General features: G+C 73.5%; 19 protein-coding genes and 1 riboswitch. Of the genes, 8 read left to right on the top strand and 11 right to left on the bottom strand.

Features of this window, described 5'->3' with window-relative positions; genetic code table 11:
* Window positions 1-43: 43 nt before the first annotated feature.
* The 9 genes from ACIBEC_RS02820 to ACIBEC_RS02860 all read right to left on the bottom strand — a co-directional run bounded on the left by ACIBEC_RS02820 (window position 44) and on the right by ACIBEC_RS02860 (window position 7,799).
* Entirely contained in the window at window positions 44-1,090 is a 1,047-nt protein-coding gene (locus ACIBEC_RS02820) for a hemolysin family protein (protein WP_360491741.1), read from the bottom strand.
* Complete coding sequence (locus ACIBEC_RS02825; protein WP_360491744.1) at window positions 1,087-2,430, bottom strand: hemolysin family protein; 1,344 nt, start codon at window positions 2,428-2,430, stop codon at window positions 1,087-1,089. Before ACIBEC_RS02825 ends, ACIBEC_RS02820 begins: the two co-directional genes overlap by 4 nt.
* Window positions 2,431-2,710: 280 nt before the next feature.
* Window positions 2,711-3,151, bottom strand: a complete 441-nt coding sequence (locus tag ACIBEC_RS02830) for a PH domain-containing protein (protein WP_360491747.1) — start codon at window positions 3,149-3,151, stop codon at window positions 2,711-2,713.
* A 107-nt stretch (window positions 3,152-3,258) separates the two neighbouring features.
* Entirely contained in the window at window positions 3,259-4,107 is an 849-nt protein-coding gene (hisG, locus tag ACIBEC_RS02835) for an ATP phosphoribosyltransferase (RefSeq protein ID WP_360491750.1), read from the bottom strand.
* Between the two features lie 114 nt (window positions 4,108-4,221).
* Window positions 4,222-4,494, bottom strand: a complete 273-nt coding sequence (locus tag ACIBEC_RS02840; protein ID WP_097238956.1) for a phosphoribosyl-ATP diphosphatase — start codon at window positions 4,492-4,494, stop codon at window positions 4,222-4,224.
* Between the two features lie 101 nt (window positions 4,495-4,595).
* Entirely contained in the window at window positions 4,596-5,069 is a 474-nt protein-coding gene (ribH, locus tag ACIBEC_RS02845) for a 6,7-dimethyl-8-ribityllumazine synthase (protein ID WP_360491753.1), read from the bottom strand.
* 71 nt (window positions 5,070-5,140) lie between these two features.
* Complete coding sequence (locus tag ACIBEC_RS02850) at window positions 5,141-6,421, bottom strand: bifunctional 3,4-dihydroxy-2-butanone-4-phosphate synthase/GTP cyclohydrolase II (RefSeq protein WP_360491756.1); 1,281 nt, start codon at window positions 6,419-6,421, stop codon at window positions 5,141-5,143.
* Entirely contained in the window at window positions 6,418-7,065 is a 648-nt protein-coding gene (locus ACIBEC_RS02855) for a nicotinamide riboside transporter PnuC (protein ID WP_396287693.1), read from the bottom strand. The genes ACIBEC_RS02850 and ACIBEC_RS02855 overlap by 4 nt, the downstream gene beginning before the upstream one ends.
* Window positions 7,062-7,799, bottom strand: coding sequence for a riboflavin synthase (locus ACIBEC_RS02860; RefSeq protein ID WP_360491759.1), 738 nt, complete (start codon window positions 7,797-7,799; stop codon window positions 7,062-7,064). Before ACIBEC_RS02860 ends, ACIBEC_RS02855 begins: the two co-directional genes overlap by 4 nt.
* Window positions 7,800-8,017: 218 nt before the next feature.
* A riboswitch (FMN riboswitch) is annotated at window positions 8,018-8,145 on the bottom strand.
* Window positions 8,146-8,359: 214 nt separating this feature from the next.
* Here ACIBEC_RS02860 and ACIBEC_RS02865 point away from each other — a divergent pair.
* Complete coding sequence (locus ACIBEC_RS02865) at window positions 8,360-8,608, top strand: SCO4226 family nickel-binding protein (protein WP_360491762.1); 249 nt, start codon at window positions 8,360-8,362, stop codon at window positions 8,606-8,608.
* A 109-nt stretch (window positions 8,609-8,717) separates the two neighbouring features.
* Here the strand turns inward: ACIBEC_RS02865 and ACIBEC_RS02870 are convergent, their stop codons facing one another.
* Window positions 8,718-9,035: an antibiotic biosynthesis monooxygenase gene (locus tag ACIBEC_RS02870; RefSeq protein WP_360491765.1), complete on the bottom strand. Its 318-nt coding sequence runs from the start codon at window positions 9,033-9,035 to the stop codon at window positions 8,718-8,720.
* A 154-nt stretch (window positions 9,036-9,189) separates the two neighbouring features.
* On the opposite strand from ACIBEC_RS02870, the gene ACIBEC_RS02875 reads away from it, so the two are divergent.
* The 5 genes from ACIBEC_RS02875 to ACIBEC_RS02895 all read left to right on the top strand — a co-directional run bounded on the left by ACIBEC_RS02875 (window position 9,190) and on the right by ACIBEC_RS02895 (window position 14,128).
* Complete coding sequence (locus tag ACIBEC_RS02875) at window positions 9,190-9,885, top strand: MSMEG_1061 family FMN-dependent PPOX-type flavoprotein (protein WP_360491768.1); 696 nt, start codon at window positions 9,190-9,192, stop codon at window positions 9,883-9,885.
* 218 nt (window positions 9,886-10,103) lie between these two features.
* A complete protein-coding gene (locus ACIBEC_RS02880; protein ID WP_360491771.1) occupies window positions 10,104-10,517 on the top strand; it encodes an HIT family protein in 414 nt (137 codons plus the stop codon).
* A 221-nt stretch (window positions 10,518-10,738) separates the two neighbouring features.
* A complete protein-coding gene (locus tag ACIBEC_RS02885; RefSeq protein ID WP_360491774.1) occupies window positions 10,739-11,803 on the top strand; it encodes a serine hydrolase domain-containing protein in 1,065 nt (354 codons plus the stop codon).
* Between the two features lie 248 nt (window positions 11,804-12,051).
* The gene (locus tag ACIBEC_RS02890) at window positions 12,052-12,861 is read left to right on the top strand and encodes a hypothetical protein (RefSeq protein ID WP_396287695.1); all 810 of its coding nucleotides are present in this window, start codon (window positions 12,052-12,054) and stop codon (window positions 12,859-12,861) included.
* Between the two features lie 85 nt (window positions 12,862-12,946).
* Complete coding sequence (locus tag ACIBEC_RS02895; protein WP_360491780.1) at window positions 12,947-14,128, top strand: alpha/beta hydrolase; 1,182 nt, start codon at window positions 12,947-12,949, stop codon at window positions 14,126-14,128.
* Window positions 14,129-14,204: 76 nt separating this feature from the next.
* Here the strand turns inward: ACIBEC_RS02895 and ACIBEC_RS02900 are convergent, their stop codons facing one another.
* The gene (locus ACIBEC_RS02900; protein ID WP_360491783.1) at window positions 14,205-14,747 is read right to left on the bottom strand and encodes a helix-turn-helix domain-containing protein; all 543 of its coding nucleotides are present in this window, start codon (window positions 14,745-14,747) and stop codon (window positions 14,205-14,207) included.
* A gap of 140 nt (window positions 14,748-14,887) precedes the next feature.
* Between ACIBEC_RS02900 and ACIBEC_RS02905 the strand changes: the two genes are divergently transcribed.
* Both ACIBEC_RS02905 and ACIBEC_RS02910 read left to right on the top strand, forming a co-directional pair.
* On the top strand, window positions 14,888-16,384 hold the full coding sequence (locus ACIBEC_RS02905) for an MFS transporter (RefSeq protein ID WP_360491786.1): 1,497 nt from the start codon (window positions 14,888-14,890) through the stop codon (window positions 16,382-16,384).
* A 302-nt stretch (window positions 16,385-16,686) separates the two neighbouring features.
* Window positions 16,687-20,412, top strand: a complete 3,726-nt coding sequence (locus ACIBEC_RS02910; RefSeq protein ID WP_360491789.1) for a SpoIIE family protein phosphatase — start codon at window positions 16,687-16,689, stop codon at window positions 20,410-20,412.
* Window positions 20,413-20,482: the final 70 nt, after the last annotated feature.

Here is a 20,482-nt window from a genome sequence, read left to right on the forward strand (position 1 = left end):
GCCGTCAGTGAAACCGGGAACGCCGGGGCGCGACGACCGGCCCTCAGGCGGTGGCGCGGTGGTCCGGGTCGTGCATCTCGCCGATCAGCTCCTCCAGGACGTCCTCCAGCATGACCACGCCGAGCGTGCGCCCGTCCTGGTCCAGCACGGCGGCCAGGTGGCAGGCCGCGCGGCGCATCGCGCCGAGGGCGTCGTCCAGCGGGAGGCCGCCGCGCAGCACCGTGATCGGCCGCCACAGGCGGGCCGGGATCGGCGCCGAGGGGTCCTCCACGTCGAGGATGTCCTTGAGGTGCAGGTAGCCGAGGTAGCCGTGCCCGGCCGGGTCGCCGTCGGTGACCGGGAAGCGCGAGAAGCCGGTGCGCAGGGCGAGCTCCTCGACCGCGGCGGCGGTCGCCTTGGTGTCCACGGTGACCAGCTGCTCGGGCTTGAGCAGCACCTCGGTGACCGGGCGGCGGCCGAGCTCCAGCGCGTCCTCCAGGCGCTCCTGGCGCTCCTCGTCGAGCAGGCCGGCGTCCCGGGAGTCGGCCAGCAGGTACATCAGCTGCTCGGTGGTGAAGACCGACTCGACCTCGTCCTTGGAGTCGACCCGGAACAGCTTCAGCACGCCGTTGGCGAAGGCGTTCAGCAGCCTGATCACCGGGGCGAGCCAGCGGGCCAGCCGGTCCAGCGGCGGGCCCAGCCAGAGCGCGGCCTTCTCCGGACCGGCCATCGCCATGTTCTTCGGCACCATCTCGCCCATCACCATGTGCAGGAACACCACGACGGCGAGCGAGATCCCGTACGAGAGCGGGTGCATCAGGCCGGGCGGGACGCCGATCGCGTGGAACGGCCCCTCCAGCAGGGAGGCGATGGTCGGCTCGGCGAGCGCACCGAGGCCCAACGAGCAGACGGTGATGCCGAGCTGGGCGGCGGCCAGCATCGCGGAGACGTTGGACAGCGCGTGCAGCACGGTGCGGGCACGCTTGTGCCCGGCCTGCGCGAGCGGCTCGATCTGGCTGCGGCGCACCGACACGACGGCGAACTCGGCGCCGACGAAGAAGGCGTTGCCGAGTAGGAGCAGGAGCGCGACGGCCAGTTGGAGCGCGGTCATCGGGCGTCCTCCCCGTCCTCGCCGAACGACGCGGGCGCGGTGGTCCGGGCCACCCGGACCCGGCTGGTGCGGTGGCGGTCGACACCGGTCACGGTGAGCCGCCAGCCGGGCAGCTCGGCCTGCTCGCCCACTTCGGGGAGCTTGCCGAGCAGGTCGGCGACCAGGCCGGCCAGCGTCTCGTACGGGCCGTCCGGGGCGTTCAGGCCGATGCCCTCCAGCTGGTCGATCCGGGCGCGGCCGTCGGCCTCCCAGACCGGCAGGCCGTTGACCGGCGGTAGCGGGAACAGTTCGGGGTGGTCGTCGGGGTCGTGCTCGTCCTGCACCTCGCCGACGATCTCCTCGACGATGTCCTCGACGGTCACGACGCCGGCGGTGCCGCCGTACTCGTCGACCACGATGGCCATCGGCTGGAGCCGGCGCAGCCGCTCCAGCAGCACCTCGGCGGGCAGGGTCTCGGGCACCAGCAGCGGCGGCGAGGACAGCTCGACGACCCGCACCAGGCCGCGTCGGGCGGCCGGGACGGCGAGGGCGTCCTTGAGCGTCACGATGCCGGTGACCTCGTCCAGGCTGTCGGTGTAGACCGGGAAGCGGGACAGGCCGGTAGCCCGGGTCAGGTTGAGGACGTCGGAGGCGGTGGCGTCGCGCTGGAGCGCGGCCACGTCGACCCGCGGGGTCATCACGGACTCGGCGGTCAGCTCGCCCAGGCCCAGGGTGCGGACGAACAGGGTCGCCGACTCCTCGTCTATCGCGCCGGCCTTGGCCGAGTGCCGGGCCAGCGAGACCAGCTCGGCCGGGGTCCGGGCGTGGCCCAGCTCCTCCTGCGGCTCGATGCCGAAGGCCCGGACCGTACGGTCGGCGGCGCCGTTGAGGAAGCTGATCAGCGGGCGACAGACGAAGGAGAAGGCCATGTGCGGGGCGACGACCGCGCGGGCCACCTGCAGCGGGCGGGAGATCGCCCAGTTCTTCGGGACCAGCTCGCCGATCACCATCTGGACGACGGTGGCCAGCACCATGCCGACGACCACGGCGACACCGCGGGCCGCCGAATCGGGCACGCCGAGGCCGGACATGACGGGCGCGAGCAGCGTCGACAGGGCCGGCTCGGCGAGCATGCCGACCACCAGCGAGGTGACGGTGATGCCGAGCTGGGCCCCGGAGAGCTCGAAGGAGAGGTGTCGCAGGGCCCTGGCGACGCGGCCGGACTGGGCGTCGCCCGACTTGGCGGAACGTTCCACCGCCCCGCGCTCGACGGTCACGAAGGCGAACTCGGCGGCCACGAACAGGCCGTTGGCGAGGATCAGGAGAACGGCTGCGAACAACAGCAGCCAGGCGGTGATCACAGTGCCGCCTGCCTTCCGCGGGGCGGAAGTGAGGCGGCGCAGGTACTACCGGACGGATCGTCCATCGAGGGGGAGTGTCACTCCTCAGGTCGGTGCGGTCGGTCGTTTCGGCGGGCGCTGTGGAGGGTCGCTCAGCGCACCCGCTTGGGCGCTCGCTTCAGGGCAGGGCGAACTTTGCCCTGCTTTTACCAGCGTAGACCATAGCCGGACGGACGCTGGAAGCGTGTTCGGGCCCCTCTGGCCCCCGGAACCGCAGGTCGGGGGCCTGCCCGTGCCGGGCTCAGGCCTCGGCGTGGTACTCGACGAGGTCGCGCAGCGCGCGGGCGTCCGCGATCGCCTGCGCCTTGCCGACGCCGGACTGGATGCCGACCACGGCGAGCGCGGTGCCGTCGGCGAGGTCGAGGGTGGCCCACGGATCGCCCTGGCGGAAGTTGACCCGGACGATCTCGGCCCAGGCGAGCCGGCGGCTGCGCACGAAGTTGACCACCGTCACGCCGTCCGCGTCGGCGCTCACCCGGGGGCGGGCCAGCATCAGGCCGACGGCGGCGAACAGGACGCCGCTGGCCGTCATCATGATCCGGTCGTTGAGCTGCCAGTTCGCCGGGAGCAGCACGGCCAGCACGGCGAACAGCACCACCAGCACGACGCAGACCGGCAGCAGCACGACGCGGGTGCGGCGCGGCGCCCAGGTGACGGGGAACTCGACGGGCGGCGTGGACACGTGGGGTCTCCGGGGTGGTTCTGGTGGCGGCAGCACGATGGGGCGGGGACACCGACCGGCATCCCCGCCCCATTGAACCGTTCTTTACTCGCGGGCGTGCGAGCAGGTCAGAGGCGGCAGGCGTGGATGTTGGTGACCAGGATGGCCCGGGCGCCGATGCCCCACAGGTCGTCCATGATCCGCTGGGCCTCCTTGCGGAGCACCATCGCGCGCACCGCGACCCAGCCCTCGGTGTGCAGCGGCGAAACGGTCGGCGACTCCAGACCGGGGGTGAGCCCCACGGCCGCGCTGACGCTCTCGGCGCGGATGTCGTAGTCCATCAGCACGTAGCGGCGGGCCACCAGCACACCCTGGAGGCGGCGCAGGAACTGCTCCACCCGCGGGTCCTCGCCCGCGCCCTTGGGGCGGATCACCACGGAGTCCGAGACCAGGATCGGCTCGCCGAACACCTCCAGGCCCGCGTTGCGCAGGCTGGTGCCGGTCTCCACCACGTCGGCGATCACGTCGGCGACGCCCAGCTGCACCGCGGTCTCGACCGCGCCGTCCAGCTTGGTGACCGTCGCCTTCACCCCGTGGTCCGCCAGGTGCTGCTCGACCAGGCCGGTGTAGGAGGTCGCGATCCGCAGGCCCTCCAGGCCCTTGACGTCCTCGACCGCCACGCCCTCGGGGCGCGCGAAGCGGAAGGTCGACCCGGCGAAGCCGAGGGCGAGCACCTCCTCGGCGTTGGAGTGCGAGTCCAGCAGCAGGTCGCGGCCGGTGATGCCGACGTCCAGGCGGCCGGAGCCGACGTAGACGGCGATGTCGCGCGGGCGCAGGAAGAAGAACTCGACCTCGTTGTTCGGGTCGACGAGAACGAGCTCCTTCGGGTCCTTCCGCTGCCGGTAGCCGGCCTCATGGAGCATCTCCGCCGCGGGACCCGAGAGAGAACCCTTGTTGGGGACGGCGATGCGCAGCATGGGAGGTCGCTTCCTTACCTGGGGGGAGGGGTGTGCTCCACGGAGCGGGAGCTGCTCGGGGTACTCGAAGGTGTTCGGGGTACTCGAGGTGTTCGGGGTCCTCGGGTACTCGGATCAGAGGTACTTGTAGACGTCGTCGAGCGTCAGCCCACGAGCGATCATCATCACCTGAAGGTGGTAGAGGAGCTGCGAGATCTCCTCCGCCGTCTGCTCGTCCGACTGGAACTCGGCGGCCATCCAAACCTCGGCGGCCTCCTCGACGACCTTCTTGCCGATCGCATGGACGCCCTGCTGGACGAGCTGCGCGGTACGGGAGGACGAGGGGTCGCCGGTGGCGGCCTTCTGCTGGAGCTCGGCGAAGAGCTCCTCGAATGTCTTCGAAGCCATGATGGGCCCACCTTACGGCGTGCGGGCGGACGGACGGTAAACGGTCCCGGACGGTGGACAGTCCGGTGGACGTCCGCGGTCCGGGACCGTACGGGCTGCCGTCAGAGCGCGGCGCGCAGCACCGCGGCGGTGGCGACGGCGGCGGTGACGGCCTCGTGGCCCTTGTCCTCGGCGGAGCCCGGCAGTCCGGCCCGGTCGATCGCCTGCTCCTCGTTGTCGCAGGTCAGTACGCCGAAGCCGACCGGGACGCCGGTGTCGACGCTGACCTGGGTAAGGCCGACGGTGGCGGCCTGGCAGACGTAGTCGAAGTGCGGGGTACCACCGCGGATCACCACGCCGAGGGCCACCACGGCGTCGTAACCGCCGTCGGCGAGGCGCTTGGCGGCGACCGGCAGTTCGAAGGTGCCGGGGACGCGCAGCACGGTCGGCTCGGCGATACCCAGCTCCTTGAGCGCGCGGTGGGCGCCGTCCAGCAGGCCGTTCATCACCTTGTCGTGCCACTGGGCGGCGATGACGGCGACCTTGAGGTCGGCCGCGCCTTCGATGGTCAGCTCGGGGGCTCCGTGGCCGCTCATGTTGTTACCTGTCCTTCGTACGGAATGGTCGGTGGACGCAGTGGTCGGTGGACGCAGTGGTCGGTGGTGGGTCAGGAGCCGAGGCCGGGCAGGTCGTGGCCCATCCGGTCGCGCTTGGTCCGCAGGTAGCGCAGGTTGTGCTCGCCGGGCGCGATCTCGACCGCCTCGCGCCCCTTGACCTTGAGCCCGTGCTCGGTGAGCGCGGTCTGCTTCCGCGGGTTGTTGGTCAGCAGGGTGAGCGAGCGGACGCCGAGGTCCACCAGCATCTGCGCCGCGATGCTGTAGTCGCGGGCGTCGGCGGGCAGGCCGAGGTCCAGGTTGGCGTCGACGGTGTCGCGCCCCTGCTCCTGCAGCTCGTACGCGCGCAGCTTGTGGGCCAGACCGATCCCCCGCCCCTCGTGCCCGCGCAGGTACAGCACCACGCCGCGGCCGGCCTCGGCGACCCGCCGCAGCGAGGCCTCCAGCTGCGGGCCGCAGTCGCAGCGCAGCGAGCCGAGGACGTCACCGGTCAGGCACTCGGAGTGGACCCGCACCAGGACGTCCTCGCCGTCCGGCAGCTGCCCCTCGGAGTCCAGGCCGCCGGCGACCAGGGCGATGTGCTCGACACCGTCAAGGGTGCCCTGGTAGCCGACGGCGGTGAACTCGCCGTGCACGGTGGGCAGGGCGGTGACGGCGGCCCGGTCGACGTGCAGCTCGGTACGGCGGCGGTAGGCGATCAGATCCTCGATGGAGATGATCGCGAGGCCGTGCTCGCGGGCGAAGACGACCAGCTCGGGCAGCCGGGCCATGGTGCCGTCGTCGTTGACCACCTCGGCGATCGCGCCGGCCGGCGGCAGCCCGGCGAGCCGGGCCAGGTCGACGGCGGCCTCGGTGTGGCCGGGGCGGACCAGCACGCCGCCCTCAACCGCGCGCAGCGGGAAGACGTGCCCGGGGCGGGTCAGGTCGCCGGCCTCGGTGCCGGGCGAGGACAGCAGCCGGACGGTGCGGGCGCGGTCGGCGGCGGAGATCCCGGTGTCGACCCCCTCGCGGGCGTCCACCGAGACGGTGTAGGCGGTGCCCTTGCGGTCCTCGTTGACCTGGGTCATCGGCGGGAGCTTGAGGCGGTCCAGCTCCTCGCCGGTCATCGGCGCGCAGATCACACCGGAGCTGTAGCGGATGGTGAAGGCCATCAGCTCGGGGGTGGCGGCGGAGGCGGCGAAGACGATGTCGCCCTCGTTCTCGCGGTCCTCGTCGTCGACCACGACCACCGCGCGGCCGAGGGCGATGTCGGCGATCGCCCGCTCGACCGGGTCGAGGACGAGCTCGACCTCGGCGGCGCCCTGCTCGGACTGGTCGGACTGGTTCTCGGTCATGCCGTGGCTCCCTGCGGGACGGTGGCGGAGTTGGTACGCGGCTCACGGGTGCTCAGCCACCACGAGCGCAGGCCGAGCAGCACCAGGACGAAGTAGACGGAGTAGGTGAGGCCGGAGAAGGTGTAGCCGCTGTTGAAGGCGAGCGGGACGCCGACGATGTCCACGGCGATCCAGGCGAACCAGAACTCCAGCCAGCCGCGGGCCTGGGCCACCATCGCGGCCAGCGTGCCGACGAAGATGTAGGCGTCCGACCAGGGGCTCCAGGACAGGCTGGGGAAGGAGGTGAAGAGCAGCGCGAGCGCGACCGTGCCGGCCGCGGTGCCGGCCGCCAGCGCCAGCCGCTCGGGCCAACTGGCGAACCGTACGGCGATGGTGCCGGAGTCCCGGCGGCCCCGCCGCCACTGCGCCCAGCCCCAGGCGGCGGTGGCGATCACGATCAGCTGCTTGCCGATCAGGCCGGGCACGTGGCCCCCGAGGTAGGCGGTGATCAGCACCGCGCCGGACAGCAGCTGGACCGGCCAGCTCCAGACCGAGCGGCGCCAGCCGAGCGCGAGGCCGGCGAATCCGAGCAGGTTGCCGAACATGTCGGCCCACTTCACGTGTTCACCGAAGACGGTGAACGCCTCTCCACTGAGCCAGCTCACTTGGACTCCCCCGGGGTTTCGTCGATCGACGGGTTCTGCGGGCCCTGCGGGTTCTGCGCGCCCGGCAGGTCAGGCAGGCCGGACAGGCCCGGCAGGTTGGACAGGGTGCGGGACTCCAGGAGGCGCTCGACGTACTTGGCGAGCACGTCCACCTCCAGGTTGACGCTCTCGCCGACGGCCTTGGCGCCGAGCGTGGTCAGCGCGAGGGTGGCCGGAATGAGGCTGACAGTGAAGCTGTCCCGGGCGGCCTCCACCACGGTGAGGCTGACGCCGTCGACCGTGATCGAGCCCTTCTCCACCAGGTAGCGGGAGATGGTGTCGGGCAGCGAGAACCGCAGCACCTCCCAGCGCAGTTCGCCGTTCGCGTCGCGCTCGCCGGGCTCACGGCTCAACAGCCGCCCGGCGGCGTCGACATGGCCCTGCACGAGGTGGCCGCCGAGCCGGGCGCCCAGCGCCATCGCGCGCTCCAGGTTGACCCGGGAACCGGGCTTCAGCTCGCCGAGGCTGGAACGGTGCAGCGTCTCGGCCATCACGTCGGCGCTGAACTCACCGGTACCCGCGGCCAGTTCCGCCGGGGAGTCGACGACCGTCAGGCAGACCCCGTTGACCGCGATGGAGTCGCCGTGACCCGCGTCCGCACAGACCACCGGGCCGCGCAGGCGGATTCGCGAGGAGTCGCCGATCTCCTCGATCGACACGACCTCGCCGAGCTCTTCGATGATGCCGGTGAACACCCGGGTTCTCCTCGCGCTTGGGGCGCGGACTCCGGGGCGGCAGAGGGAGATGACACGGACGGGCAACGGTGCGCGAGTCGACGGCACGACCCGTCGCCGGGATGCCGAGGCCGCCGGGAGATCGCTCACCCGGCCCGGGAGACACTGCTCTCCCGTCGTTCACCTGACCGCGGTCCGGTCCGGTAACGATGGACCACGGGTACTGCTCTTCGTCCGCCCGCGCACGCCTCCCATCCGGACTTTAACCGTCGGTCCAGGAATTTCACCTGGTCAACCGGCCGCTGGCTGCGGACGGGTCGCGGACTGTAACCGCCGGTTCGGATTTTCACCGACCCCGGAGTGCGCTGAACGTCACTGCTGATGCGGTCATTCTGCCACGGTCGGCGCAAGGGCAGGGAGGGGCTTTCGCTGTGGTCTGTTTCACGAACCTGCGGGGAATGCCCGGCAGGGTGCTACGCGCTCCTTCCGGGATCCGGTCTGGTGGCGGAGGCGGTCGGCGGGGGTGAGGCTGGTAGGTGGGGCCCTGCCGGTGACGCACCGAAGCTACGGAGGCGAGGGCGATGGCGAAGTTCATGGACGTCCACCACGGGATGACCGGGATCACGGCCGAGCAGCTCAGGCAGGCCCACGCGGCCGACCTGGCGGTCGAGGGCGAGGAAGGCGTCCACTTCGAGCAGGCGTGGGCGGACCCGGAGTCGGGCACGGTGTACTGCCTCTCCGACGCGCCCACCAAGGAAGCCGTGCAGCGGGTCCACAGCCGTAGCGGGCACCCGGCCGACGAGATCCACCCGGTGCCGTTGATGGTGTGAGGCCGGCCGCCCGGAGTGGTTCGGAGCGGCCGGAGCGGTTCAGCGTGTGGCGAGCGGTTCCGGGCGGTTCGGAGCGGTTCAGCGTGTCGCGCAGCGGGTTCGGAGCGGTTCAGCGTGTCGCGGGTGTGGTGATCTGCAGGAAGTGGGTGACCTCCGGCGGGTGCGCGAGGTAGCGCAGCTCGCCCTCCGACCAGACCGGCCGGATCCGCCACATCGGCCCGGCGTACCCGCGCAGGGCCTCCTCGTCGCGCCAGCGGCTCACCACCAGCACCCGGTGCCCGTTCTCCTCCGACACCGAGCGCAGCAGCTCACCGCCGAGGCAGCCGTCCGTCCGCCCCAGCTGCGGGATCACCTGGGCGGCCAGGTGATCGCAGAACTCCTCGATACGACCGGCCAGCACCTGCCCGGCCCAGATTCTTACGATCACGACCACCACCTCCGGCTGGCTGGAGTCCCTGGCCCCATTATCAGCGGAAAACCGCTGGTGGTGAGGGGTCGGCCGGGGTTCGACCGCAGGCCCCGGCACGGTCGGCCGCAGCTCGGCCGGCGGCGCCCCGGGGGCCCTCGGCTAAATTCGCGGTATGACCACCACACCGGAAGCTGTCGTTCCGTCAAGCACCCGTCCGGACCGGCCGGGCGACCTGTTCGAGGCCCTCCGCGCGGGCGCCCTCAGCGATCCCGGCCAGCTGCGCGAGATCTACGAGCAGCCCGGCGACCACGCGCGCCGCAAGCAGGTCGGCCACCTGCACGAGGTCGCGCAGCGTCTGATCGCCTGCTCCTCGCTGGTCTTCGTCGCCAGCTCCGACGCCGCCGGGCACTGCGACGTCTCCCCGCGCGGCGGACCGACCGGGCTGGTCTCGGTGCTCGACGAGTACACCCTGGCCATACCGGACGCCACCGGCAACAAGCGGTTGGACACCCTGCACAACATCCTGGAGACCGGCCGGGTCGGGCTGCTCTTCGTCGTCCCCGGCCGGGACACCACGCTGCGGGTGAACGGCCGGGCCTGCGTCTCCACCGACCCGGAGCTGCTGCGCCAGCTGACCGCCGTCGGCAAACCGCCGCGCAGCGCGATCGTGGTCGCGGTGGAGGAGGTGTACGCGCACTGCCCGAAGTCGCTCCTGCGCGCCTCGGCGTGGAAGCCGGAGAACTGGCTCGCCAAGGACGCGCAGCCGAGCTCGGCGGAGGTCACGCTCTCGCACCTGCGGGACGAGGCGCTGACCATCGAGATGATCGAGCAGAACGAGCGGGACGCGCTGCTGTACCGGTACGAGTGAGGCACCGTGCCGGCGGGGCGGGTGAGGCGGGGTGCACGGCGGGCCGGGTTTCGCGGTGGGCCGGGGTGCACGGCGGGCCGGGTGCCCGGCCGGCCCCCTGCAGCACGGTGCGCCCCCCGGTCGGGCGGCCGCACCCGGTCGGCGGCCGGTCGGGTGACGGCGGGCCCCCGGGGGTTTGCCGGGGTGCCGGGGCGGCCGCCGGTGGCTTGAATGGACGGATGGACTGCGTCTTCTGTGCGGTGGTGGCGGGTGCGGAACCCGCGCACCGGGTGCTGGACGACGAAGCGGCGGTGGCGTTCCTGGACCGCCGGCCGCTGTTCCCCGGCCACGTTCTGGTGGTCCCGCGCGCCCACCACCGGACGCTCGCGGACCTGCCCGCGGACGAGGTGGGGCCGTTCTTCCTGCGGGTGCAGCGGGTGGCGGCGGCCGTCGAGCAAGGGCTGGGCGCGGCGGGCAGCTTCGTGGCGGCGAACAACCGGATCAGCCAGTCGGTGCCCCACCTGCACGTCCACGTGGTGCCGCGCAATCCGAAGGACGGGCTGCGCGGGTTCTTCTGGCCCCGGGGGAAGTACCCGGACGAGGCGGGGGCGGCGGAGGTCGCGGCCCGGCTGCGGGCGGCGCTGACGCGGTGAGCTGCGCGCTGCGCCTCGAGGGGCCGGCACCGTCCGGGCCGGCACCGTCCGGGGCTGTGCCGTCCTGGGTCGTACCGCGGGGCCGCGCCGCCCGGGGCTGCGCCGTCCTGGGCCGTACCGTGCCGGGAGCAGCCGGGTGTACGCCTGGAGAAGCATCGGGGACGGCCGAAATCGTTTTTGGGGCTGACGATCCGGCAGGTCGGCCCGCCTAGGCTCATGCCATGAACGAACTCGCGCGCGTCGTGCAACAGACGGTCGACCGGCTCGCGGGCCAGCACGTCGGCGCGGTCGTCGCCGGGCTGGCCGGCGGTGACACGGAGATCCGCGCTGCCGGGCGGTCGGGTCCGGGCGGCGGCGTGCCCGGGCCGGACACCATCTTCGAAATCGGCTCCGTCACCAAGGTGTTCACCTCGCTCGTGCTCGCGCGGCTGGCACTCGACGGCACGGTACGGCTCGACGAGCCGCTCGCCGAGGTGCTCACCGGCGCGCGGGGCGGCCGGGTCGTCGTCCCCGGCAGGGGCGGGCAGCAGATCACCCTGCGGCACCTGGCCACCCACACGGCGGGCCTCCCCCGCCTGCCCCGGGGCCTGCTGGCGAAGGCCCTATTCAAGCCCAACGCCCCTGATCCGTACGCCCGTTGCAGCGCCGAGTACGTGCTGGACGGGCTCGCCCGGACACGGCTGCGGGCCGCGCCCGGGCGCAGCTTCCGCTACTCCAACCTCGGCGCGGGGCTGCTCGGCCTGGCCCTGGCGCACCGGGCCGGTACGGGGTACGAGGAGTTGGTGACGCGTGAGGTCTGCGAGCCGCTGGGGCTGGTGGACACGCACGTGCGGGGGAACGCGGAGCGGCCCGGGCTGCTCGCGCACGGGCACACGCAGGGTGGGCGGGCGGTGCCGTACTGGGACTTGGCGGCCGTGCCGGGCATGGGCGGGCTCCGGTCGACCGCCGCCGACCTCGCGATACTCCTGCGAGCCCAGCTGGCCGCCGACCGCGCGTCGGACGCGCCGCTGTCGCCCGCGATCATGCTCACCCGGGAGACCAGGCACCGGGTCAACCTGTTCGCCTGGATGCACCTGGGCTGGCTCGGCCACCGGCTGCACAGCCAGCAGGGCGGCCACCTGCAGATCTGGCACAACGGCGCTACGGGCGGGTTCCGTTCGTTCGTGGCCTTCGACCCCGAGAAGCAAGTGGGGGTGGTGGTGCTGTCCAACACCCGCCGGTCGGTCGATCCGGCGGGCACGGCGCTGCTGCGCAGGCTGCAGACGGACTTCGCCACGGCGGGGTGACGGCGGGGCAGGGTTCGGCGGGGCAGGACGCGGCAGGGCCGGCGCGGACGGTCGGCTCGGGAGGCGCCCGACCCTGCTCATCGGCACCCCCGGTAGCGGCGGGCTCCGGGCCGGGGGCGATGATGGTGGCGAGGTCGTTTCGGGCCAAAAGGTGTCGATCGGCACTGTTGCCGGGTGCCGCGGACGGTCGATGCTGGGGATCCGGCAGCTGCGGTTCCGATGGGTCCGCCGAGTGAAAGGGGGCCGACGTGGCGGTGGTGTGGTCGCCGACGCGGGTGCGGACGGTCCGTCCGTCCGGGCCGGTCGGTCAGGGCGGCCGGGTCGGGCCGGCTGATCGGCTCGGGCCGGTGGTGCGCGTGTACCGGCGGTTCCGGCCGGTGCCCCGGCGGGCGCGGGCGTGGGTGGACGCCTGCGCGGCCGTGGTCGCGGTGGCCGCCTGTCTGGCGCTCGGCGGGTGGTGGCCCGCGCCCGTGGTGGGGGCCGTCGCGGTGGTGGCGGCGAGCGGGTTCGGGTGGCTGCGGCCGGTGCCCGGCCTTCGGTCGGTACGGATCCACGAGGGCGGGCTGGTGCTGGTCGCGGCGGACGGCGGCGAGCGCCCGCTGCCGTGGGGCGCGATGGAGGCCACCGAGTACTACCCCGGATACTCCCCTGGCGGTCGGCGCGGGGCCTGTGAGCAGGGACGAATATGGCTGGCCGGCGTGGACGAGCCGGTGGTGCTGGAGCATCTGCGCGGGCTGGCCCGACTGTTCCGGGAGCTGGAGGAACGCCTCTCCCCCGGGCTCCGGGCCGCGCTGCACGAGACGCTGCGCACCGAGGGCAGCGTCCGGTTCGCACGGGGGCGGCTGACGGTGACGGCCGGCGGGCTGGTCCATCGGCCGCCGCACCCGCTCGCGGCGACGGAGGCCTACCGGTGGGCGGAGGTGGAGTCGGCCCGGGCGTCGGCGCTTGGGGAGTTGGAGATCCGGACGCGCTCGGCCGGCCTGCCGCTCGCCCTCCCGGTGCCCAACGCCCGTGCGGCGGCCGGCTTCCTGGAGGAGCTCCGGGCCACCGCCCCCTAGGGGTCGCGACAGGCTCATCCCGGAAGGGACCAGTACATCCCCGAGTGGACGTCAGTTTCACTGCCTGCGGCCTACCGTCGCTGACATGAGCCGACTTCGCACCACCGCCGTCGCCGCCGCCCTGCTGCTCGCGCTGCCGTTGTCCGTCGCCGCCGCCTCGCCGGCCCTCGCCGCGCCCTCGCCCACCGGGGCCGCCGCACCCGCCACCCAGACCGCCGTCCGCATCGAACTCCCGCGCCCGACGGGCCGGTACGCGGTCGGGCAGGAAGTCCTGCAGCTGGTGGACCAGAACCGTCCGGACCCGTGGGTGCCGTCCGCCGGACCGCGCCGGCTGATGGTCTCGATGTACTACCCCGCGCACGCCGGGACGGGCAGCCCGGCGCCGTACATGACCGAGGGGGCGGCCCGTGCACTGCTGGACGCGAAGCTGCCGGGCACCACCATCCCGACCGAGGCGTTGACCGGCACCCGGACCTGGGCGGAGTCCGGCGCGCGCCCGCAGGGCGGCCACTACCCGCTCGTGGTGCTGTCGCCCGGCTTCACCATGCAGCGGACCTCACTGACCAGCCTCGCCGTGGACCTGACCAGCCGGGGGTACGTGGTCGCCCTGGTCGATCACACCTACGAGAACTTCGGGACCACCTTCCCGGACGGGCAGACACTGCCCTGCGTGATGTGCGGGCAGCTCAGGACCCCCGAGGCCTGGGCGGGCCTCGACGAGAACCGGGCGAAGGACGTGTCCTTCGTCATCGACCAGCTGACCGACCGCCCCCACCCTGCCTGGCGCTACGCCCGCATGATCGACCGCGACCGGATCGGCATGGCCGGGCACTCGGCCGGGGGCGCGGCCACCGTCCCAGCACTGCTCGCCGACGACCGGATCCAGGCCGGGGTGGACCTCGACGGCACCATGGACGTCCCGGTCCCGGCCTCGGGGCTCGGCGGCAAGCCGTTCCTGATGATGGGCCACCCGCTGGGCAACGGCGACGAGGACGGCAGCTGGGTCACGAGCTGGTCCAACCTGGACGGCTGGAAGCGGTGGCTGACCGTGGACGGCACCATCCACCCCAGCTTCACCGACTTCCCGGTGCTCATCGACGGGCTCAGCCTGCCGCAGGGGCCCGGGGCCACCATCGCGCCCCGCCGCGCCGTCGAGCTCACCCGCCAGTACGTCGGCGCCTTCTTCGACCTGCAGCTGAAGGGCATCGAGCAGCCGCTGCTCGACGGGCCGACCGCCGCCAACCCGGAGGTGCGGTTCCACTCCTGACCATCGGCCCGTGAGCGAGGCCGTCGGCACCCCGCCGACGGCCTCGTCGGCGTACGCGGGCGGAGGCGCGGACAGGTCAGGCGGGCACGGCCGCCGAGGCGATCGGTTCGAGCAGCGGGTGCGGGCCGACCAAAGCGCGGGAGACCGGGTCCTCGCGGCGACTGCCCGAGCGGGCGGGGTTGGGGCGCATGGTGATCTCGGCCGGCGGGACGGGGGAACCGCCGCAGGTCGGGCAGGCGCCGACGAGGTCGAGGTCGGTTCCGCAGGCGGCGTGCGCGAAGAGGTGGTGCGGGCCGCCCTCGGTGGCGTGCCGGCCGCCCCAGCGGCTCAACTGGTAGAGCGGGCCCCAGAGTTCGAGGCCGGTTTCGGTGAGCAGATAGCCGTGGCGCAGCGGCGCCTGCTGGTACGGCTCCTTGCTCAGCACCCCGGCCGCGACCAGGGCGTTGAGGCGCGCGGTGAGGACGGCGCGCGGGATGCCGAGGTGGGTGAGGAAGTCGTTGAAGCGCTGCACCCCGTAGAACGCGTCGCGCACGATCAGCAGGCTCCAGCGCTCGCCGACCACCTCCAGGGCGCGGGCCAGTGCGCAGTCCTGCAGTTCGTAGTCGGTTCCCAGGGCCATGGGCGCCAGCCTAGTCCACGGCCCTAGTGGGTTCAATGAACAGACCAAGGGTGGTAGCGTGCCGCCCGAGACGAAGGTTCATTCACCAGACCTTCGGGGCGGAACGGCCGGTCCCGGGGTCCAGTCCGGAGGGAACACCCATGCCCCCCGCAGCACCCGGCTCCTCCCCGGCACCACCCACCTCCTCCCCCGCCACCCCGCCTCCGCGCGTCCGGCCCGGCGCCACACTCGCGACCACCTCGGCGGCGACCGCGCTGACCACCGTGGCCTACACCGCCCCCACCGCCTCGCTCGCCGCCACCGCCCAAGCCGCCCACCTGGGCGCCTCCGGCCGCACCTGGATCCTCACCGGCACCCTGGTCGGCATCTCGGCGCTGCTGCTCACCGCCGGAAGCGCCGCCGACGACCACGGGCGCAAACGGGTCTTCACCTTCGGCGTGCTGCTGTTCGCGGCTGCCGAGACGCTGTCCGCCCTGGCCCCCGGCGGCGCCGTCTACCTGGCCGCCCGAGTACTCCTCGGCCTCGCCTCGGCGGCCGTCCTGGCACCGGCACTCGCCCTGATCAGCCACGCCCACCCGACCGGGCCCGAACGGATCCGCGCACTGGGCGTCTGGGGTGCGGCCGTCGGCCTCGGGATCGCGATCGGCCCGGTGTACGGCGCACTGGTCCAGCAGTGGGCCGGGTGGCGCGCGGTCAGCGGCGGCATCGCGGTGGCCTCGGCCGTCGTGGCCGCCTGCGCCGTCGCCGTCCTCACCGAGTCACGGGCCGAGCGGCCGCGCGCACTCGACCCGTACGGGGTGCTCACGCTCGCCACCGGAACGTCCTGCCTGATCGCCGGGCTGGCCGAGGGGCGCAGCGGGTGGGGGCGGCCCTCGGTGGTGGCGCTGCTGGTGAGCGGGGTGCTGCTGCTGGCGGCGTTCGCCGTGGTCGAGGCGAGGGTGCGGGAGCCGATGCTGGACCTCGCGCTGTTCCGCAGCCCCGGCTTCATCGCGGCCACCGGCGGGGCGCTGTTCACCGGGCTGTCGCTGGTCGGGTTCATGAGCTACCTGCCCACACTGCTCCAGGGCGTACTCGGCCTATCCGGGCCGGCGGCGGGCGGCGTGCTGGCGCTGTGGTCGGGCCTGTCGGTGGTCTCTGCGCTGCAGGCCCGACGGCTGGCGGCGCACCTGTCGGCCACCGCGCAGGTCGCCCTCGGGCTGCTGGTCTGCGGGGCGGGCGAGCTGGGCCTGTACGGGCTCACGCCCGGCTCGTCCTGGCTGCGACTGGCCCCGGGGCTCGCCGTCGCGGGCATCGGCAGCGGGGTGCTCAACGCGGCCCTCGCCCGGCTGGCGGTCGGCAGCGTCCCGGCACACCGGGCGGCGATGGGCTCCGGCGCCAACAACACCTCCCGCTACCTGGGTTCGGCCCTCGGCGTGGCGGTCACGGTCGCCGTCGCCGGCTCCGCCCGCCCGGGCGCGCCCGGCCCCGAGGCGGCGGCCCGCGCCCTCGCCGCGGGGAGCGACCGGGCCGTCCTGGTCGCCGCCGCCCTCTGCCTGCTCGGCGCCCTGCTCGCCCTCGCCGCCCGCACCGCCGAAGCCCGCACGGACGCGGAGACGGACACAGCGCAGCCGGCCCGAGAACCCGCCGCCACCCGGTGACGCACAAGAAGTCGACCCGGCCGACGTCCCACGCACCGCACCGCACCGCGCGGCGCGGCTGGGACGGGACCGGCTCGGGGCTGTTCGTGCTGTGCCCGGAGGCGGCCGTCGGGGGGGGTGGACGGCCGGGGAGGCGCTGCCTGAACCCGCCGAGGAGTATGCGGCCGCGTTCCCGGTGCCCGGGCATGGTGACGCGCCTTGGTACTGGGCGGGGAGCCGCTGCTCGTCGGGTGGTCGGCCCAGGAGCGCCTGCTGCCACGGTGAGCGGCCGCCCGGGGCCGCGTGCGAAGATGGCAGGGCTGGTGGGAACGATCTCCGGACGCTTCTGGGACGGTTCTCTGGCCATGGTGGACCACAACACGCAGCGCGAGGAGGAGCCGCAGCAGGACGCCCTGCTGATGGTGCCGATCGCGACGGCGCTGATCGCGGCGGACGGGCGGATCCTGCACTGGAGCAGCGACGCGGAGGCACTGCTCGGTCACCGTGCGGAGGACGCGGTCGGGGCGAAGGCGGCGAAGCTGCTGACCTCCGACGTGGAGCGGCCCGAGGTGCTCCAGTTGTTCCAGCGGATCCTCGAGGGCCGGCCCTGGACCGGCGTGTTCCCGGTGCGCCACCGTGACGGGCACCTGGTGAACCTGGAGTTCCGCACCCATCCGATCCGCGGGCCCAGCGGTGAACCGCTGGTGCTGGCGGTGGCCTCCGAGGTGACGACGCTGCGCCGGATCCAGGCGGACCTGGCGGTCCTGGACGGGTTCTTCACCCAGTCCCCGGTCGGCATGGGGGTCTTCGACACCGAGCTGCGTTTCGTCCGGTTGAACGAGGCGCTGGCCCGGGCCAACGGTCTGGCCCCCGGACAGCACCTGGGCCACCGGCTCACCGAGGTACTGCCCGGGATCAACGGCGCCGAGGCCGAAGCGGTGATGCGCCAGGTGCTGGAGAGCGGCGAGCCGGTGGTGGACACCCGCTCGCACGGCCGGACCCCGGGTGACCCGCAGCACGACCACGCCTGGTCGGCCTCCTACTTCCGGCTGGAGGACCGCAGCGGTCGGGTGCTCGGGGTGAGTTCGACCGTCATCGACATCACCGAGCGGTTCCGGGCCGATGCCCGGGCGGCCCGCGCGCAGGAGCGGCTGGCCCTGCTGGTCGACGCGACCGCCTCCATCGGCACCACGCTCGACCTGCGGCAGACCGCCCGGGAGCTGGCCGACGCGATGGTGCCCCGGGTCGCGGACATCAGCGGGGTGTTCGCGCTGGAGGCGCTGGTGGCCGGCCGGAACGTCGAGCCGCCCGCCCCGGACACGCCCCAGTTGGTGCGTCGCCTGGCGCTGGCGACTGCCGACCCGCTCTACCCGTCCGAGGCGCTGCCGGTGGACGCCGTGTACGAGCTGCCGCCGGACTCCCCGTACGCCCGCGCGATGAGCACCGGGCGCACGGTGGTCACCCCGTCCTGGGAGCTGCCGGTGCTGAGCGAGGGCATCAACGAGAGCCGCCGGCAGGCCTACCTCGGCGACCGGCCGCGCTCGGTGCGGATCACCCCGCTGGTGGCGCGCGGCACCACGCTCGGCATGGTGGTGTACTCGCGGCGCGGTGAGCGCGAGTCCTTCGCGGAGGCCGACATCACGCTCGGTGACGAGCTGGCCTCGCGGGCCGCCGTCGCGATCGACAACGCCCGGCTGTACCTGCGCCAGCACCAGACCGTGCTGGCCCGCCAGCAGGCGCTGCGCGAGGCCAAGGCCGCGCAGGAGCGCCTGGCGCTGGTCAACGTGGCCTCGACCCGGATCGGCACCACGCTCGATCTCGCCCAGACCGCGCAGGAGTTGGCCGAGGTGGCGACGCCCAGGCTGGCCGACACGGTGGTGGTGGAGGTGCTGGAGGAGCTGGTCCGCGGCGAGCGCGAGGCCCGCGCGCCGGCGGACGGCTCGGCGCTGCTGCGGCGGATGGCCTTCCATTCGGTGCACGGCTCGACCCTGAAGCCGATCGCCCGCACCGGCAACGTGCACCGTTTCCGACCCGGTTCGCCGTACGCGTGGAGCCTGGCGCACCGCAAGCCGGTGCTGGTGCCGCGGATGGACGAACAGGGCATGGCCTGGTTCGCCGACGACCCGGTGCGCACCGCCGCCATACGGGAGCAGAACGTGCGCTCGTTCATGGTGGTCCCGCTGATCGCGCGCGGCACCCCGGTCGGCGTGGCGGGCTTCTACCGGACCCTGGTCGAGCGCCCGTACGAGGACGACGACGTGGCGCTGGCCGGGGAGTTGGCGGTGCGGGCGGCCGTCTCCATCGACAACGCGCTGCTGTTCACCCGCGAACGCGACGCGGCGGCCGCCCGGCAGCGGGCGTTGGACGAGGCCTGGGCCGCCCAGCAGCGGCTGTCGCTGTTGAACGAGGCCAGCAACCGGATCGGCACCACGCTCGATCTGCACCGCACCGCCCAGGAGTTGGTGGAGGTGGTGCTCCCGCGCTTCGCCGACTTCGTCACCGTGGACCTGCGGGAGGCGGTGCTCAGCGGCGAGGAGCCGGGGACCGTCCCGGCGGAGGGGCGGGTGCTGATGCGGGCGGTGGCGGTCGGCGAAGTGACCTCGGACGACACCATGACGGGGGCCGCCGACCAGGTGGGCGAGACCTCGCAGTCCGCCCAGCTGTACGCGCAGAGCCTGCGCACCCGGCGCTCGATCCTGGTGTCCGAGGTGACCGAGGAGGAGCTGCGCCGGATCGTCGCCTCCCCCGACCGGGTGCAGCCGGGGCTGGACGCCGGGGTGCACTCGTACCTGATGGTGCCGCTGATGGCGCGCGGACACGTGCTGGGCGGCGCGGAGTTCGTCCGCACCCGCAACCCGGTGCCGTTCGGCCCGGCTGACCGCTCGCTGGCCGAGGAACTGGCCGCCCGCACCGCGCTCGCGATCGACAACGGCCGGCTCTACCGCCGGGAGCGGGACACCGCGCTCATGCTGCAGCGCAGTCTGCTGCCGCAGGAGGTGCACCGCACCCTCGGCCTGGAGATCGCCTACCGCTACCTGCCCAGCAGCGTGGTCAGCGAGGTCGGCGGCGACTGGTTCGACGTGGTGCCGCTCTCCTCCGGGCGGGTCGCCCTGATCGTCGGCGACGTCATGGGCCACGGCATCCGGGCCGCCGCCACGATGGGCCAACTCCGTACAGCAGCGCGGACGTTGATCACCCTGGATCTGGACCCGGCGCGGGTCCTGTACCGGCTGGACGAGGCCACCACGGCCGTCGGCGAGGGCCAGTTCGCCACCTGCGTCTGCGTGGTGTACGACCCGGTGGACCGCCGCTGCACCGCGGCCAGCGCCGGGCACCTGCCGCCCGTGGTCTGCGACGCCGAGGGACGGGCCCACCTGGTCGAGCTGCCGACCGGCACACCCCTCGGCGTCGGCGGAGTCCCGTTCGAGAGCGCCGAGTTCACCCTCCCCGAGGAGGGCATCCTGACGCTCTACACGGACGGCCTGGTCGAGCGCCGGGGCCGCGACCTGGACGAGGGCCTGCAGTTGCTCTGCCGCACCGTCGCCGACCGGCGCCGCTCGCTGGAGCAGACCTGCGACGCCGTCCTGACCCGGCTCACCGGCCGCACCAGCGAGGACGACATCGCCGTCATCATGGCGCAGGTCCGCCCGCACGGCGCGGACCGGATCGCCACCCTGCCGCTCACCGGCGACCGCGCGATGGTCGCGCACTCGCGCCGCTTCACCCGCGAGACGCTGGCGGGCTGGGGTCTCGGCGCCCTGGCCGACTGGGCCGAACTGCTCACCAGCGAACTGATCACCAACGCCCTGGTGCACGCCGGATCCCCCACTCAGCTGCGACTGTTCTGCAACCGGGTGCTCACCGTCGAGGTCGCCGACCAGGACGCCGAGGCGCCCCGGATCCGCCGCGCCCGCACCGAGGACGAGGGCGGCCGGGGCATCCACCTGGTCAACGAGCTCGCGCACCGCTGGGGCAGCCGCCGCACCGCCGACGGCAAGGTGGTCTGGTTCGAGCTGGAGCTGCCCCCGGGGGCCTCGTCCACCACCTGAACAACGGACGGCTGTCGGGCCGCCGCCCCGGCTGTCGGCCCGGGCGGCCACCTCGCCGACACCCGGCCGG

It is taken from the genome of Kitasatospora sp. NPDC051164, assembly GCF_044455625.1.
GTDB lineage: Bacteria > Actinomycetota > Actinomycetes > Streptomycetales > Streptomycetaceae > Kitasatospora.